The sequence below is a fragment of the Burkholderia sp. COPS genome, from assembly GCF_019425585.1.
Taxonomy (GTDB): Bacteria; Pseudomonadota; Gammaproteobacteria; order Burkholderiales; family Burkholderiaceae; genus Burkholderia; species Burkholderia cepacia.
Genome location: NZ_WIXR01000019.1, coordinates 1 through 15,723 on the forward strand (window position 1 = coordinate 1; position 15,723 = coordinate 15,723).

The window sequence follows — 15,723 nt, forward strand, 5'->3', positions numbered from 1 at the left end:
TCGGCTCTCGGCTCTCGGCTCGTGGCACCATAAATTTGCCAATCCCTGGCGCTTCTCATGGTACCTCGCCGCGACTACGATCGTCTGCATGCCGGCATGTCGCCGGCCGCCAACCGAAGCGAGATCGACCTTGTCCACGCTCACCAACGATTTCCAGCAATCCGTCGGCCACCCCGTCCCCGACTGGTCCGCGCGCCCGCGCCCGGAGCGCATCGTGCTCGAAGGCCGCTACTGCCGGCTCGAACCGCTCGACGCCGAGCGCCACGCGGCCGACCTGTACGCCGCCTACGCCCAGGCGCCGGACGGCAGCGACTGGACCTATCTCGCACACGGCCCGTACACCGACGAGTCGAGCTACCGCGACTACGCGCGCGGCGCGCAGGCGAGCGCGGATCCGCTGCACTACACGGTGATCGACCGTGCCACGGGCCGCGCGGTCGGCACCCTCGCGCTGATGCGCATCGATCCGGCCAACGGCGTGATCGAGGTCGGCTCCGTCACGTTCTCGCCGCTGCTCAAGCGCACGCCCGTCTCGACCGAAGCGCAGTTCCTGCTGATGAAATACGCGTTCGACACACTCGGCTACCGGCGCTACGAATGGAAATGCGACGACCTGAACGTGCCGTCGCGCAAGGCCGCCGCACGGCTCGGCTTCCGCTACGAAGGCACGTTCCGGCAGGCGATCATCTACCGCGGCCGCAATCGCGACACCGCGTGGTTCTCGATCATCGACGGCGAATGGCCGGATGTCCGCGCCGCGTTCGACGCGTGGCTCGCACCGGAAAACTTCGACGCGCAGGGCAAGCAGCGCCAGTCGCTCACCGCGATCCGCCACGCGCAGGCGCGCGCGCGCGATGCGGCCGGCCGCGCGCACGACGCGACGCGCGTCACGGTGCGCCCGCTCGTCGCCGCCGACGAAGCCGCGTGGCGCCCGCTGTGGCAGGGTTATCAGAAGTTTTACGACACCGCGCTGAGCGACGCGGTGTTCGCGACGACGTGGGCCCGCCTGATGGATCCTGCCGAGCCGATGTTCGTGCTCGGCGCATTCGACGCATCGGGGGCGCTGGTCGGGATCGTGCATTCGATCTACCACCGCTCGTGCTGGACCGAAGGGCCGTACTGCTACCTGCAGGACCTGTACACCGCGCCCGACGCACGCGGGCAAGGCGCAGGCGGTGCGCTGATCGAAGCCGTGTACGACCATGCCCGCGACGCCGGCGCGAGCCGCGTGTACTGGCTCACGCACGAAACCAACACGACCGCGCGCGCGCTGTACGACAAGCTCGCGAACAACGCCGGGTTCATCCAGTACCGGCACGACGTGAAGAAATGACGGGATGCCGCGGCCGGCCTGCGTTCAGCCGCGAACGTCGGCCGGCGCGTATGCGTCGTCGTCACCCTCCGCCCTGGCGCCACGCACCACGCCGGTTGCACCGGGCACCGACGCCGGGCAGATCATCTCGTCGCCATTGGCCGGCACGGGCCGTCGCACCGGCCGGAACACCGGCTCGCCCGGCTCGATCGGCTGCCCCGAGATCGCGCAACGGCCCGGCTGCAGCGCGACGCGCAAGCGCCAGCGCTGTTCGCCGTAATGGCAACGGCCGCTCTCGACCCAGCGAACCAGCAACGCGTCGTCGCCGGCCTCCAGCACCGTGACGAACAGTTGCGGGCGCAACGGCGAGACGGCCGCCGCGGCATGCTCGGGAGCAGGCGCTCCGCCGGGCGTCACGAGCGGATGCGCGGCGCCGCTGCGCGGCGGCATCGCATCGTGTTCGATCCGTGCCGGCGCATCGCACGGCACGTCTTCTTCGCAAATCAGGCTTTCCATGGTGTTGAGCATGCTTGACGGATTTCCGTGCAGGTTGAACGGCGCCGCGCTCAGCGCCGGCCCATCGGTTCGCGCAGCAGCGACAGGCCGATCGCCGCGCCGGTGACGGCGGCCGCGAGCATCAGTCCGATGCCGCCCGACCAGCCGAATGCACCGACGATCGCGCCGATCGACAGCGGTCCGATCACCTGACCGAGATAGTTGCCCTGCACGACCCAGCCGATGCTCAGCGGCGCCAGCGACGGCGTCGGCGCGGAGCCCGGTGCGCACGCGAGGATCGTCGCCGGCAGCATCCCCGCGATCGCCGAGAACGCGAAACCCAGCGCGACCGCGAGCGGTGCCGGTGTGGCCGCGCTGAAGAGTCCCGCGCCCGCCGCGCCGATCGCGACCGACGTCGCAGCCATGACGACCCCCGGCCGTGCGCCGCGCGACAGCAACCAGCCGGCCGTCAGGTTGCCGATCACGCATGCGGCGACGATCGCCGCGCTGATCAGCCCCGCCGCGCCGACCGCGACGCCGAGGCGCTGCATCAGGAAAACCGGCAGGAACGTCATCGCCGCGAAGAACTGCACGTTGTAGGTGGCGAAACCCAGCGCGAGCAGCGTGGTCGACCGCGACGCGAGCACGTCGCGCAGCGCGGGCCCGATGCGCGGTGCCGCGGCCTGCCGGGCCGGCGTTTGGGCGGACGTCGTGACGGGCACCGCGGCGGCCGCGGCGAGCGTCAGCGCCGAGGCCGCGAGCCAGCCGTTGCGCCAGCCGCCGAGCAGCGGCCCGACCAGCATCGACAGCGCCATGCCGGCCGGCATGAACGTGCTCCACAGCCCGAACGCGAGATTGCGCCGCTCGGGCGGCGTCACGCGATTCAGCACCGCCGGCGCGGCGACTACCACGATCACGAAACCGAGCCCCTCCGCGAAGCGCGTGGCGAGCAGCAGCGCGAAACTGCCGGCCGACGCGCCGGCGACACTCGACAGGCCGAGGATCACCAGGCCCGCGATCAGCATCCGCCGGTCGCCCCAGCGCCGTACCAGCAGCCCGGCCGCGATGCCGCCGAACACGCCGACGAACGGAAACACCGACATGATCCCGCTCAGCGAAGCGAGCGAGCCGCCGAACTCGTGCTGCAGCGACGGCAACGCGATCGTCGCCTTGCCGACATGCAACGCGGACACGATGCTCGCCAGCACGACGTTCGCGACGGCGGCCCGGTAGCTGCGCGGCGGCAGCGTCGCGGCATCGGCCGCGACAGGCGATTCGGTCATCTCCACCTCCGTTGGAGCGGCCGCGTGCAACGGGGTGCGTCACGCGTCCGCGATCGGACTGGCGCACATGATACAAATTGAAGTTAACTTCAAGTAAAGGGGTATCGCGCGCAACGATCCGTTTCGCCGATCGCGGCAATGGGCCCGCGCGGCGGCGAGCGGCCGCCTGATTTAAGCTGTCAGCTTCGCCCCGACCACGTTGCGCCCGCATGCCGACCGCCTCTCCCGCTCCCGCCGCCCCGCTTCCGCTCGACGCAGCCTGGTCGACCTTCCCCCGCCGCAAGGCCGCCGTGCGCATCTTCGTCGCCGGCTACTGCGCCGCACGCGACCGGCGCGATGCGCCGCTGCACGACAGCCCGGACGGCCAGGTCGTGCGGTTCGACGCCGGCATGGGGCGGCCTTTCGAGCACTTCGTGATCGAGGGCGCGCCCGCGTATGGCGACGGCCCGTTCACCGTCGGCGCATGGATCACGCGCTTCGGCGCCGCGCCGCTGCCGCCCGCGCTGGAAGGCAGGACACGCCGGTTGTCGGACGAGCATTTCATGGCCGCCGATATCGACACGCTGTCCGGCGACGATGCACTCGCGCAGGCGCTCGGTTGCCACACGCCGCGCGACGTCGAAACGTTCAATGCGGACGCCCCGTTCCCGCCATTCCAGCCGAATCCGGCCGCGTTCCTGTTCGCGCACCGCCTGGACGGGCAGATCGCCGCCACCGCGCGCTACGGTTTTGCGTCGGCGCACGATATCGTCGTCGACCGCGTCGCGACGGCAGATGCGTACCGCCGCCGGGGTCTCGCGATGCAGTTGCTCGCCGCGATCGTCGCGCACGCGCGGCAACGCGGCGCGCGGCGCGTGTGGCTCGTGTCGACCGAGGCCGGCCTGCCGCTGTACCGCGCCGCCGGATTCACGCGGCTCGCATCGGTCGCGGTCGACGAAATCGTCGCCTGACCGCGCGTCGAACGGCGCCGTCCATCGCCGCGCGTCTCGCGATTCGTCTCATTGCACTGAGACGAACGTCCCAGCGTCTCACCGGCGTGCCGTGCAGCGATTGCAGCAAAATTCGTGCATTTCCCCCGTCGAATCGTTTCCTGTCAACGGAACAGGCGAATGGTGCATCGCATCACGCACGTTCCGTTGAATCGCCACCCGGCGTACCCGCTCGAGCTGGCCCCGTTCCTGCATACCGGTCGATCGCGCAATCGCGCAACGGGCGCACCGGCAGCCATGCCGCGTGCCCGACGACAACCTGACGGAGACAGCAACGTGAGTACACCGGCATCGACCACCGCCCCCAGCATGAAAGCCGCCGTCTGGCACGGCCGCCACGACATCCGCGTCGAACAGGTTCCCGTTCCGGCGCGCCCGCCGGCCGGCTGGGTCACGATTCGCGTGCACTGGTGCGGGATCTGCGGTTCCGACCTGCACGAATACGTCGCCGGCCCCGTCTTCATCCCGGTCGACGCGCCGCATCCGCTGACGGGCCTGAAGGGCCAGTGCATCCTCGGCCACGAGTTCAGTGGCGAGATCGCCGAGCTCGGCGCGGGCGTGACGGGCTTCGCGGTCGGCGACCGCGTGACGGCCGACGCATGCCAGCATTGCGGCACCTGCTGGTATTGCCGGCACGGGCTGTACAACATCTGCGAGAACCTCGCGTTCACCGGGCTGATGAACAACGGCGCGTTCGCCGAATACGTGAACGTGCCGGCCGAGTTGCTGTACAAGCTGCCCGACGGTTTCCCGACCGAGGCCGGCGCGCTGATCGAGCCGCTCGCAGTCGGGCTGCATGCGGTCAAGAAGGCCGGCAACATCGTCGGGCAGACCGTCGTCGTGGTCGGCGCGGGCACGATCGGCCTGTGCACGATCATGTGCGCGAAGGCCGCGGGCGCCGGGCGCGTGATCGCGCTGGAGATGTCGGCCGCGCGCAAGCAGAAGGCGCTCGAGGTCGGCGCGAGCGTCGTCATCGATCCGAAGACGTCCGACGCGATCGCCGAAGTCAAGGCGCTGACCGACGGCTACGGCGCCGACGTGTCGTTCGAGTGCATCGGGCACACGGCCACGGCGAAGCTCGCGATCGACGTGATCCGCAAGGCCGGCAAGTCGGTGATGGTCGGCATCTTCGAGGAGCCGGCACCGTTCAACTTCTTCGACATCGTGTCGACCGAAAAGGAAGTGATCGGCTCGCTCGCGTACAACGGCGAGTTCGCGGACGTGATCCGCTTCATCGCGGACGGCCGCATCGACGTACAGCCGCTCATCACCGGGCGCATCGCGCTCGGCGACATCGTCTCGCACGGCTTCGAGGAACTGGTCAATCACAAGGACCGTAACGTGAAGATCATCGTTCGGCCCGCCGCCGCCTGACCGCTCGCGCGGCCGCGGCACCGATTCGCGCCGCGGCACGCCTGCTGCCGCATCGTCCTGAAGCGTCGCCCGTACACGGGCGGCGCACCTGCGTTCCATTCCCGTCCAGCTCCCTCCTTGCCGCCGTCGTCCTAAGCGGACCTGATGCCGCACCTCACGGCAGACGCGCGGATCAAAAAATATTCGTTATCCAAACCATCTGCCGTAGCACGCAAAGAGTTCGATACGCGATCAGGGTTTCTCCGGATCAAGCGCGATTCGCCCGATGTCGACAGGGCATTGACGCAAGGCGATCCTGTGCAACGCGAGATCCGGCCTCCCGGCCGGGATCGTGGCGGCCCCGTGAAGGCGGCCGCGCCCCCCCACAAAACCTTACGGCGTCACGGCGCCGACAGGCCGAGAATACGGGCCCACCCGGGATAGCTTGCAAACATGGTGTGTCATGAATCGTTCATTCTCGTTTAGCCGGGAACACGCATATAACATTCGATCGCTGACGATCCTGCAGAAGACGCATATCGGCTTCGCGCTCGTCACCACGCTGCTGGCCTTGCTCTGCGGCACGATCATCTGGGGGAGTTTCCGGCAATACCGGCAGGAAAACGCCGACCTGCAGAGCTTCGAATTCGTCCGCGGCGCGATGAGCGCCGCCAACGTGATCTCGGCCGAACGCGGCCCGACGAACGACCTGCTGGTACGCCTGCAGGACGACGGCGCCGCCGAGATCCGCAACCTGCTCGCCGCGTGCGCGCGTTCCGACAACGCGCTCGAACGGTTTCGCGCCGGCATCGCGCAGGCGGCCGTGCTCGACGACCGCGAACGCGGCAACCTGCTGCATGCACTCGACTCCGTCCGGATGATGCTTGCCGATGCGCGTGCCGAAGTCGACGCGCTCGACGCGCGGCCGCTAGCGTCACGCACCGTTCACGATATCCAGCACGCGCAGGCGCGCCTGTTCCGGATCGTCGACACGCTGTCGCTGCTGATCGACGGCGCGATGAGCGACACGGCGATGCGCGACCCGCGCACGTCCGGTGCGATCCTGCTCGCGCGGCTCCTCGGCGATCTCCGGGAATACGCGGGGCGCACGGGTTCCCTGCTGATCGCGCCGATGTTCGCGCGGCAGGCGCTAGATCGCGCGCAGTTCGCGGACATCATGCGGATGCGCGGCCGCATCGAGCAGTTGCGTGCGCTGATCGACGGCGCGATCGGCACGCAGCTCGACGACCCCGACGTCGCACGCGAATATGCACAGCTCAACGCGGCCTTCGACGCGCACATCCTGCCGCTCGTCGACGCGACCGTCGCCGGCGGCCGGGACGGCGCGTATGCCATGAGCGCCGCCGATTTCTCCCGCGCGATCGTGCCGCATTTCCGGCCGAGCGAGCTGCTGCGCGACCGCGTGATCGACCTTGCCCGGCATCGCGCGATCGGCGACCGGAACGCCGCGCGGGTCAGGGTCGGGGTGTCGGCGTTCGCCACGACGCTGTGCATCGCGATCCTGGCCTCGCTCGCGCGCGGCATGCAGCGGCTGCTGTCGAAGCCGCTCGATGTGCTCGGCCGCCGGATCGTCGCGCTCAGCGAAGGCGATACGTCGCACGTCGCGATGCCGCGCGGCGTCGGGCCCGAGATCGCGCGAATCCACGCGTCGCTGGAAACGTTGCGCAACGCGACCGTCCGCCGCGACATGCTCGAGCGCCAGCGCAACGACATGCTGACGCTGTTTTCGCACGACATGCGCGCCCCGCTGACATCGCTGATCATCCTGATCGACACGCAGGCGCAGCGGGCAGCCGACGCGCAGATGAAGCAGCAGTTCGCGAGAATCGCCAGGCTGGCGCGGCACACGCTGGCGATGGCCGACGGCTTCGCGCAGCTGTCGCGTGCGGAGGCGAGCGAATACGAACGCGTGCCGGTCAACCTCGCCGACCTGATGAACGAGGCACGCGACGCGGTGTGGCCGCTCGCGCACCGGAAATCCATGTCGATCGACGACGTGCCGCGGCGCGACGACACGATCGTGCGGGGCGACCCGGCGCTGCTGTCGCGCGCGCTGATCAACCTGCTGGACAACGCCATCAAGTACAGCGCGCCGCTGACGAGCGTCGAATGCAAGGTCGAGCCGGGCGCCGACGGCAAGACCGTGCGCTGCACGATCCGCGACAGCGGGTGCGGAATCAGCAGCGGGGACCAGACGCGGCTGTTCGAGCGCTACCGGCGCTTTCGCACCGCCGGCCAGCCGGAAACCAGCGGCGTCGGGCTCGGCATGGCGTTCGTCAAGGCCGTCGTCGAACGGCACGGAGGCCACATCCACGTGCACAGCGTCGTGCTGCAGGGCACCACCATCACGATCACGCTGCCGGCCGCGGCGGCGCCATGACGACGGTGCCGCCGCGGCCGGCGGACAGCGGCCGAAGCCGTGCCGCAGCCCTGCGCGATTCTTCGATATACTGGACCGAACCCTTTTCGGGGCAACCGGTGGCCACCACACCCATTGCGCGTTCGCCCCAACCTGCGTGGAATTGCTCACCGTGAAACCGCGAGCCGGACTGATTCTCGAACTCTTCGTCAACCTGGTGCTGCCCTGGGTTGCCTACCGGGCCGCGCAGCCGTATTTCGGCGAAACCGGCGCGCTGTACGCGTCGGCGGTCCCGCCGGTCATCTGGTCGATCGTCGAATTCATCCGCTCGCGCCGCGTCGATGCGGTGGCGGCCATCGTGCTGCTCGGCATCGCGCTGTCGATCATCGGGATGGCGTTCGGCGGCAGCGCGCGCACGCTGCTGATGCGCGAATCGCTCGCGTCGGGCACGATCGGCGTCGTGTTCCTGCTGTCGCTGTTCCGCGAACGCCCGCTGATCTTCTATCTCGCCCGCGCCACCATCGCCCGCGAAATGGATGGCGGTGCCGCGCATTTCGAAGCGGTCTGGAACGCGCAGCCGGGGCTGCGGCAGATGCTCCGGCGCATGACCTTCGTCTGGGGCGGGTTCATGACGCTGGAAATGCTGCTGCGCTGCTGGATGGTCATGACCTGGCCGGTCGAACGCGTGCTGGTCGTGTCGCCGATCATCGGCTATACCGTGTTCGGCTGTCTGCTGACGTGGACGTTCTGGTACCGGCGGCGGATGCGCGTGCGCAACAGCGTCCACATCCCGGGCCGCGACGGCGTCACCGAAACCGCCGGCCGCTGACGGCTCCCGGCCGGCATGACCGGAAGGCTGCTGTATGATGCGCGGCGTCTCGTCCGACGAATGCCGCTCCTGTCATGTCCCTCTCGCTTCTTCCATCCGCCACGATCTGGCTCGCCCTGTTCGCGGCCGCCGCGTTTGCGTGGCATCGCCCGCAGCACGGGCTGAGCGTCGGCCTTGCCGCGCTTGGTTATGCGTGCGCGCTGGCGTTCGGCAAGCTCGCGCCGCTCGCGCTGGCGCCGCTCGCGTTGCTGGCCGCGGCCGCCTGGGGCGTGATGCCCGGGCGCCCGCGCGCGGTGCGCATCGCCGCGCACGCCGTCTTCGCCGCACTCGCGATCGCGCTCAGCCTGCACCTGCTTCCCGGCTTCCACAATCCCCTCGTGATCGCCCCGACGCGCTTCACGCCGGATGCCGTCCCGTTCACGATGTACCTGAACCTCGACAAGCCGCTCGTCGGCCTGTGGCTGGTGTGGGTGCTGCCGTGGGTCGCCCCCGACGTCCCGCTGTCGCGCGCGCTGCGCACCGGCGCGGTGGCGGCCGTCGCCACGGCGGCCGCGTGCCTGGCCGGCGCGCTCGCGTTCGGCATGGTCGGCTGGGCGCCCAAGTGGCCGGCGTCGGGCTGGCTGTGGCTCGTCAACAACCTGCTGCTCGTGACGCTCGCCGAGGAAGCGCTGTTCCGCGGCTACGTGCAGGGCGGGCTGACGCGCGCGTTCGGTGCGTTCGCGTGGGGGCCGTGGGCCGCGCTGGCGATCGGCGCGGCGCTGTTCGGCGCCGCGCATGCGGCCGGTGGCTGGTCATGGATCGTGCTCGGCACGGTGGCCGGCGTCGGCTACGGCCTCGCATGGCGGCGCGGCGGACTGCTCGCGTCCGCGCTCGCGCATGCGGGGCTCAACGTCATCCACTTCGGACTGTTCACCTACCCAATGCTCGCCGCCGCGCGCTGACGGCCGCGCGGCACCGCCGCTCAGTTGAACCCGGCGATCGCGTGCGGCACGTACGGGCGTTCGAGCGTGGCGATCTCGTCGTCGGTCAGTTTCAGTTCGAGCGCGGCCAGTGCGTCGTCCAGTTGCCGCGGCTTCGAAATACCGACGATCGGCGCGGTGACCCCGGCCTTCTGCGCGACCCACGCGAGTGCCACCTGCGCACGCGGCACGTTCCGTGCGGCCGCGATCGTCGCAACGGCGTCGACGACCGCCCTGTCCGACTGCGCCGTCGCGTCGTAAAGCCGCTGGCCGACCTCGTCGCTCTGCTGCCGCTCGGTCGACTCGTCCCAGTTGCGCGTCAGGCGGCCGCGCGCGAGCGGGCTCCATGGAATCACCGCGATCCCCTCGTCTGCGCACAGCGGCAGCATTTCGCGCTCTTCTTCCCGATACAGCAGGTTCAGGTGGTTCTGCATGCTGACGAAGCGGGTCCAGCCGTGCTGCTTCGACGTATGCAGCGCCTTCGCGAACTGCCACGCGAACATCGACGACGCACCGATATAACGCGCCTTGCCGGCCTTCACGACGTCGTGCAGCGCCTCGAGCGTCTCCTCGATCGGCGTGCCGTAATCCCAGCGGTGAATCTGGTAGAGATCGACGTAATCGGTGCCGAGCCGCTTCAGGCTCTGGTCGATGTCGGTCATGATCGCCTTGCGCGACAACCCCGCGCCGTTCGGCCCCGGCCGCATCCGGTAGAACACCTTGGTCGCGATCACGATCTCGTCGCGTTTCGCGAAATCGCGCAGCGCGCGGCCGACGATCTCCTCCGACGTGCCGTCCGAATAGATGTTCGCGGTATCGAAGAAGTTGATGCCGGCTTCGACCGCCCGCTGGATGATCGGGCGGCTCTCCGCTTCCGGCAGCGTCCACGGGTGCGAGCCGCGTGACGGTTCGCCGAACGTCATGCAACCCAGCACCAGTCTGGACACTTCCAGCCCTGTCGATCCGAATTTCACGTATTCCATTGCACGCCTCGCGATTGAAGTTGAGCTGACGGCCGGATGCGCGCCGCGCATCCGCCGGACCGTCGCATGGTATCCCGGGCGGCAAAAAGACGTGCGGCGTCGCCGTATCGGACGAAGGGGCGTTCGCCGGCGTGAGGCCGTGCGTGGTCGTGCGTGGTCGTGCGTGGTCGTGCGAGGTCGTGCGAGGTCGTGCGTGGTCGTGCGTGGTCACGCGAGGCCGCGCAGGGCACCGGCCGCGCGGGACGTGCGCTGCGGCGCGGGCCGCTTACTTGGCCTGGTCGGCGATCGGCTGCAGGAACGCGGAAAAGCCGGTCAGCATGATCTGCACGCCGATGCACAGCAGCAGGAACGCCGACACGCGCTTCGCGACCTTGGTGCCTTCGCTGCCGAGGTAGCGCGACAGCAGCGCGGAGCGGCTGTAGACCTGCCAGATCACGACCGCGACCAGCACGGACACGGCGATCGACACGATGCTCGACAGCATGAACTCCGACAGCTTGTGCGTGCGGTTCGCGTTCAGCGCGATCGCGGTCGCGATCGAGCCGGGGCCGACCGTCAGCGGCACGGTCAGCGGGAAGAACGCGCGCGTCATGATCGCGTTCGCGTCGATCGGCTTGACCGGCGTGTCGCCGCCGCCCGGCCCGTCGGGTTCGTTCAGCATCTGCCAGCCGGCCACGGCAACCGCGAAGCCGCCGCCGATCCGCAGCGCTTCCATCGAAATCCCGAAGAAATGCAGCACCGGCGTGCCGGCGAAAAACGCGACCAGCAGCACGATGAACGAGTTGAACGCGACCTTCCGGGCGAGCAGGTCCCGCTCGTGTTCGGTGAGCGCCTCGGTCCGTTCGAGAAACAGGAACGCGATGCCGATCGGGTTGATGATGCCGATCAGGCCGGTGAAGCCGAACAGGATCTCGGAGATAAGGCGGTTGACGATCATCGGATGAAGAATCGGTCGGGGCTGGGCCGGCGGGGCGCCGGGGGTCACGCATTGTAGAGCAAGCGCCCGCGGCGCAAAATGCGGGCTCGCCCGTTGCGCCGCCGATCGTCTCCGCTTGCGCTTATTCGGCGCCCGCCTCCCATGCCGGAGGCCGCTTCGCGAAGAACGCGGCGAAGCCTTCCTTCGCTTCCGGCGTCGCCCGCACGCGGGAGATCGTCTGCGCGGTGAACGCCGCGCGCTCGTCGGGCGACGGATACTCGCCGATCGTGTCGAAGAAGCGCTTGATCTCCATCAGCGCGTTCGGGCCGTTCCGGCCGAGTTCGGCGAGCGTCCGGTCGACTGCTTCGTCGAGCGAATCGAGCGGCACGGCCTGGTGGATCAGGCCGATCGCGACCGCCTCGCCGGCGGCGAGCTGCGTCGCGGTGAGCGCGAGCCGCCGCGCCTGGCGCTGGCCAACCGCCTCGACCAGATACGGCCCGATCACGGCCGGCAGGATCCCGAAGCGTGCCTCGCTGACCGAGAAGCGCGCGTGATCGCTCGCAATCACGATGTCGCACGCCGCGCACAGGCCGACGCCGCCGCCGAACGCGTGACCTTGCACGCGCGCCACCGTCGGCTTCGGGCATTGCCGGATCGCGCGCATCATCGCGGCGAACCGCTCCGCATCGCGCAGGTTCGCGGCCGCGTCGTTCGCGCTCGCGCGCTGCATCCACTGCAGGTCGGCGCCCGCGCAGAACGCGCGGCCGTCCGAACGCAGCACGATCGCGCGCACGTCGTCGCGCGAGCCAAGCGTGGTGAACGCGGCGGTCAGTTCGGCGATCATCGTCTCGTCGAACGCGTTGAGCACGTCGCCGCGCTGCAACGCGACGGTTGCGATGCCGCGCGCATCGACCGTGACGGCCAGGGTCTTCAATCCATCCATCGAACAGGTTTCCTCGGGTAGAACGGCAATCATCGGAATTACGCGGCCTGGCGGCGGTCGATCACGCGCCGGGCCTTGCCGGTCGCGGTCGCGGGAATGCCGCCGGCCGCCAGCACCGTCACGCCGGACGACACGCCGACCATCGTCTTGATCCGGTGCTGCAGCTCGCGCGCGAGCGCCGCGCGATCGCTTTCGGTGACGGACGCGGCCGCTTCGGAGCGCAGTTCGACCGCGAGGTCGAGCCGGTCCATGTGACCGTCGCGCGACAGCGTGATCTGGAACTGGCCCGACAGCTGCGGCAGCGCGACGACGATCTCCTCGATCTGGCTCGGGAACACGTTCACGCCGCGCACGATCAGCATGTCGTCGGAGCGGCCGGTGATCTTCGCGAGACGGCGCATCGCGCGTGCGGTGGGCGGCAGCAGCGCGGTGAGGTCGCGCGTGCGGTAGCGGATCACCGGCATCGCCTCCTTCGTCAGCGACGTGAACACGAGCTCGCCCTGGCTGCCGTCGGGCAGCACTTCGCCCGTGACGGGATCGATGATCTCCGGATAGAAATGGTCTTCCCAGATCACCGGGCCGTCCTTCGTCTCGACGCATTCGCACGCGACGCCCGGCCCCATCACTTCCGACAGCCCGTAGATGTCCAGCGCGTCGATGCCCACGCGCGTCTCCACTTCCTCGCGCAGCGCCTGCGTCCACGGCTCGGCACCGAAGATGCCGATCTTCAGCGACGACTCGGCCGGGTCCATCCCCTGCCGCACCATCTCGTCGATCAGGTTCAGCATGTACGACGGCGTGACGAGGATGATCTTCGGCTCGAAATCGCGAATCAGCTGCACCTGCTTCTCGGTCTGCCCGCCCGACATCGGCACGACCATGCAGCCGAGCCGCTCCGCGCCGTAGTGAATCCCGAGGCCGCCCGTGAAGAGGCCATAGCCGAACGCGTTGTGCAGCGTGTCGCCCGGGCGGCCGCCGGCCGCGCGGATCGAGCGCGCGGTCACGTTCGCCCAGGTATCGATGTCGCGCGCGGTGTAGCCGACCACCGTCGGCTTGCCCGTCGTGCCGCTCGACGCGTGCACGCGCACGACCTGCTCGCGCGGCACCGCGAACAGCCCGAACGGATAGTTGTCGCGCAAATCGTTCTTGGTCGAGAACGGGAATTTCGCGAGATCGGCGAGCGACTTCAGGTCGTCCGGATGCACGCCCGCCGCGTCGAACGTGCGGCGATAGTGCGGGACGTTGTCGTACGCGTGGCGCAGCGACCACTTCATGCGCTCGAGCTGCAGTCCCTGCAGTTCGTCACGGCTGGCGGTCTCGATCGGCTCGAGGGCGGCGGCGGGATGCGTCGGGTGGGTCATCGGGGTGCTCCTCCAATGGAGTGATGTCGTTATCGTGTTCGAGGTGACGAAGCCGGCGTTACGACCGGAACGTGCGGCCGGCCGCATGCAGTGCGGCGATGCGCGGCGACACGCGATAGCGGTCCTCGCCGTAGCTCGCCGCGAGGTTCGACAGCACGCGAAACACGCGGCCGATGCCGATCGCATCGGCCCACGCGAGCGGGCCGCACGGGTAGTTCACGCCCTTCTCCATCGCGAGATCGAGATCGGCGGGCGAGCACACGCCCTGGTTCACCGTGTCGGCCGCCTCGTTCGCGAGCATCGCGACGGTGCGCATCGCGACCATGCCCGGCACGTCCGCGACGCCGACGACGCGAAAACCCGCCTGCTGGAACAGGCCGACCGCATCCGCATAGGCCGCATCGCTGCACTGGAGCGCACGCGTCAGCGCGACGAGCCCGGCCTGCGTGTAATCGCGCGCGAGGTCGACCAGCACGAGATCGGCCACGCCCGTCTGCGCGGCGCGCGCGGTCGCGGTGCGGCCGTCGGTCAGCGCGATCGATGCACGGCCGGCCGTCGCGAGCAGGTCGTCGGCATGCGTGCCGGCCTGCCGGGCGCCCGCGATGCGTGCGGTGAAGCGCGTATGCAGCGCGGCGGCCGGGCCGTCCTGCGCAAACAGTGCGACGTCGGCCGGCGCGTCGCGCGGGGCTTCGAGATCGGGCGCGGGCGGCGTCGCGCCGTCCGCATACGAGTAGAAACCGCGCCCCGACTTGCGCCCGAGGAAACCCGCGTTCACGAGTTCCTGCTGGATCAGCGACGGCGTGTAGCGCGGGTCGTTGAAGTACGCGCGGAACACCGATTCGGTCACCGCGAAGTTCACGTCGTGGCCGATCAGGTCCATCAGCTCGAACGGCCCCATCCGGAAGCCGCCGGCCTCGCGCATCACCGCGTCGATCGACGCCGGCGCACCACCCTGTTCGTTCAGCACGCGCAGCGCCTCCGCGTAATACGGCCGTGCGACGCGGTTCACGATGAAGCCCGGCGTCGATTTGGCCATCACGGGCTGCTTGCCCCACGCGGCGGCGGTCGCAACCAGCACCTGTGCGACTTCGGGCGCGGTCGCGAGCCCGCTGACCACCTCGACGAGCGCCATCAACGGCGCCGGGTTGAAGAAATGCAGGCCGGCGACGCGCTGCGGCGCGCGCAGCCCGGCCGCGATCGACGTGATCGAGATCGACGACGTGTTGGTCGCCAGCAGGCACGCGTCGTCGACATGGCGCTCGAGCGTCGCGAAGATCTCGCGCTTCACGTCGAGCCGCTCGGCGGCCGCTTCGACGATCAGCGCGGCCCCTGCGAAATCGGCCAGCGCACGCACCGCGCGGAGCCGGCTGCCGGCCGCATCGGCCTGGGCCGGTTCGAGCCGCCCCTTCTCCGCGAGCCGCGTGAACTGCGCGCGGATGCCGGCCAGTGCCTTGTCGCAAGCGGCTTCGTTCAGGTCGTACAGCAGCACCGTATGGCCGGCGGCCGCCGCGACCTGCGCAATGCCCGCGCCCATCGCGCCGGCACCGATCACGCCGACGACGGCCGACGGCGCCAGCGCGCCCGAGTTCACCGAATGTGCAGAAGAAACAGCCATCGCTTGCGATCCGTCATGAAGTGGAAGTGCGAGCGATTATAAACCGACCGGTCGGTAGATTTATGTCAGGGCGTGCCCGAATTTGTCGTGCAAGAGACCGTTACGGAAACTGCAAAGACAAAAAATTCGAACGATCGGGGCACTTTTTGTAAACAGAAAGGTCAATGAAAGCACTCGAATATGAGATAGTGACCCCCGAACGCCTGATAAAATTCGGCAAACCGCCGGATTTCAGGGGGAAACCGCGTGTCACGCCGCCACCGCCGTCCATTGCCGGCCGCCCTTCCGGGGTCGGAACCGAGCCT

13 protein-coding genes are annotated in these 15,723 nt (G+C 69.2%); 6 read left to right on the top strand and 7 right to left on the bottom strand.

What is annotated here, in order from left to right; all coding sequences use genetic code 11:
• Positions 1 to 130 precede the first annotated feature (130 nt).
• Positions 131 to 1,333: a GNAT family N-acetyltransferase gene (locus tag FOZ70_RS18495; protein ID WP_219706404.1), complete on the top strand. Its 1,203-nt coding sequence runs from the start codon at positions 131 to 133 to the stop codon at positions 1,331 to 1,333.
• Between the two features lie 24 nt (positions 1,334 to 1,357).
• Here the strand turns inward: FOZ70_RS18495 and FOZ70_RS18500 are convergent, their stop codons facing one another.
• On the bottom strand, positions 1,358 to 1,840 hold the full coding sequence (locus tag FOZ70_RS18500; RefSeq protein WP_219706405.1) for a DUF3331 domain-containing protein: 483 nt from the start codon (positions 1,838 to 1,840) through the stop codon (positions 1,358 to 1,360).
• 38 nt (positions 1,841 to 1,878) lie between these two features.
• Complete coding sequence (locus tag FOZ70_RS18505; protein WP_219706406.1) at positions 1,879 to 3,090, bottom strand: MFS transporter; 1,212 nt, start codon at positions 3,088 to 3,090, stop codon at positions 1,879 to 1,881.
• 209 nt (positions 3,091 to 3,299) lie between these two features.
• On the opposite strand from FOZ70_RS18505, the gene FOZ70_RS18510 reads away from it, so the two are divergent.
• From FOZ70_RS18510 to FOZ70_RS18530, 5 genes are all read left to right on the top strand, one after another.
• Positions 3,300 to 4,040, top strand: coding sequence for a GNAT family N-acetyltransferase (locus FOZ70_RS18510; protein WP_193095069.1), 741 nt, complete (start codon positions 3,300 to 3,302; stop codon positions 4,038 to 4,040).
• Positions 4,041 to 4,388: 348 nt separating this feature from the next.
• Complete coding sequence (locus tag FOZ70_RS18515; RefSeq protein ID WP_060308072.1) at positions 4,389 to 5,453, top strand: 2,3-butanediol dehydrogenase; 1,065 nt, start codon at positions 4,389 to 4,391, stop codon at positions 5,451 to 5,453.
• Between the two features lie 442 nt (positions 5,454 to 5,895).
• Positions 5,896 to 7,833 (top strand): HAMP domain-containing sensor histidine kinase, encoded by a 1,938-nt coding sequence (locus tag FOZ70_RS18520; protein WP_219706407.1) that lies wholly within the window; start codon positions 5,896 to 5,898, stop codon positions 7,831 to 7,833.
• A gap of 151 nt (positions 7,834 to 7,984) precedes the next feature.
• Positions 7,985 to 8,641: a VC0807 family protein gene (locus FOZ70_RS18525; RefSeq protein ID WP_021163924.1), complete on the top strand. Its 657-nt coding sequence runs from the start codon at positions 7,985 to 7,987 to the stop codon at positions 8,639 to 8,641.
• A 74-nt stretch (positions 8,642 to 8,715) separates the two neighbouring features.
• On the top strand, positions 8,716 to 9,582 hold the full coding sequence (locus FOZ70_RS18530) for a CPBP family intramembrane glutamic endopeptidase (protein WP_219706408.1): 867 nt from the start codon (positions 8,716 to 8,718) through the stop codon (positions 9,580 to 9,582).
• Between the two features lie 20 nt (positions 9,583 to 9,602).
• On the opposite strand, the gene FOZ70_RS18535 is transcribed toward FOZ70_RS18530, so the two are convergent.
• The 5 genes from FOZ70_RS18535 to FOZ70_RS18555 form a co-directional block, all read right to left on the bottom strand.
• Positions 9,603 to 10,583 carry an aldo/keto reductase gene (locus tag FOZ70_RS18535; RefSeq protein WP_060341221.1) on the bottom strand — a complete coding sequence of 327 codons (981 nt, stop codon included), beginning with the start codon at positions 10,581 to 10,583 and terminating at the stop codon, positions 9,603 to 9,605.
• Positions 10,584 to 10,848: 265 nt separating this feature from the next.
• Positions 10,849 to 11,520 (bottom strand): MarC family protein, encoded by a 672-nt coding sequence (locus tag FOZ70_RS18540; RefSeq protein WP_021162011.1) that lies wholly within the window; start codon positions 11,518 to 11,520, stop codon positions 10,849 to 10,851.
• Positions 11,521 to 11,641: 121 nt separating this feature from the next.
• Positions 11,642 to 12,442, bottom strand: coding sequence for an enoyl-CoA hydratase-related protein (locus tag FOZ70_RS18545; RefSeq protein WP_219706409.1), 801 nt, complete (start codon positions 12,440 to 12,442; stop codon positions 11,642 to 11,644).
• A gap of 38 nt (positions 12,443 to 12,480) precedes the next feature.
• A complete protein-coding gene (gene paaK / locus FOZ70_RS18550) occupies positions 12,481 to 13,803 on the bottom strand; it encodes a phenylacetate--CoA ligase PaaK (RefSeq protein ID WP_219706410.1) in 1,323 nt (440 codons plus the stop codon).
• Between the two features lie 58 nt (positions 13,804 to 13,861).
• A complete protein-coding gene (locus FOZ70_RS18555) occupies positions 13,862 to 15,418 on the bottom strand; it encodes a 3-hydroxyacyl-CoA dehydrogenase (protein ID WP_219706411.1) in 1,557 nt (518 codons plus the stop codon).
• Positions 15,419 to 15,723 lie beyond the last annotated feature (305 nt).

Coding starts and splice junctions, on each gene's coding strand:
- FOZ70_RS18500 (WP_219706405.1), bottom strand. CDS start 1,840: ATGCTCAACACCATGGAAAGCCTGATTTGCGAAGAAGACGTGCCGTGC.
- FOZ70_RS18505 (WP_219706406.1), bottom strand. CDS start 3,090: ATGACCGAATCGCCTGTCGCGGCCGATGCCGCGACGCTGCCGCCGCGC.
- FOZ70_RS18510 (WP_193095069.1), top strand. CDS start 3,300: ATGCCGACCGCCTCTCCCGCTCCCGCCGCCCCGCTTCCGCTCGACGCA.
- FOZ70_RS18515 (WP_060308072.1), top strand. CDS start 4,389: ATGAAAGCCGCCGTCTGGCACGGCCGCCACGACATCCGCGTCGAACAG.
- FOZ70_RS18520 (WP_219706407.1), top strand. CDS start 5,896: ATGAATCGTTCATTCTCGTTTAGCCGGGAACACGCATATAACATTCGA.
- FOZ70_RS18530 (WP_219706408.1), top strand. CDS start 8,716: ATGTCCCTCTCGCTTCTTCCATCCGCCACGATCTGGCTCGCCCTGTTC.
- FOZ70_RS18535 (WP_060341221.1), bottom strand. CDS start 10,583: ATGGAATACGTGAAATTCGGATCGACAGGGCTGGAAGTGTCCAGACTG.
- FOZ70_RS18540 (WP_021162011.1), bottom strand. CDS start 11,520: ATGATCGTCAACCGCCTTATCTCCGAGATCCTGTTCGGCTTCACCGGC.
- FOZ70_RS18545 (WP_219706409.1), bottom strand. CDS start 12,442: ATGGATGGATTGAAGACCCTGGCCGTCACGGTCGATGCGCGCGGCATC.
- paaK (WP_219706410.1), bottom strand. CDS start 13,803: ATGACCCACCCGACGCATCCCGCCGCCGCCCTCGAGCCGATCGAGACC.
- FOZ70_RS18555 (WP_219706411.1), bottom strand. CDS start 15,418: ATGGCTGTTTCTTCTGCACATTCGGTGAACTCGGGCGCGCTGGCGCCG.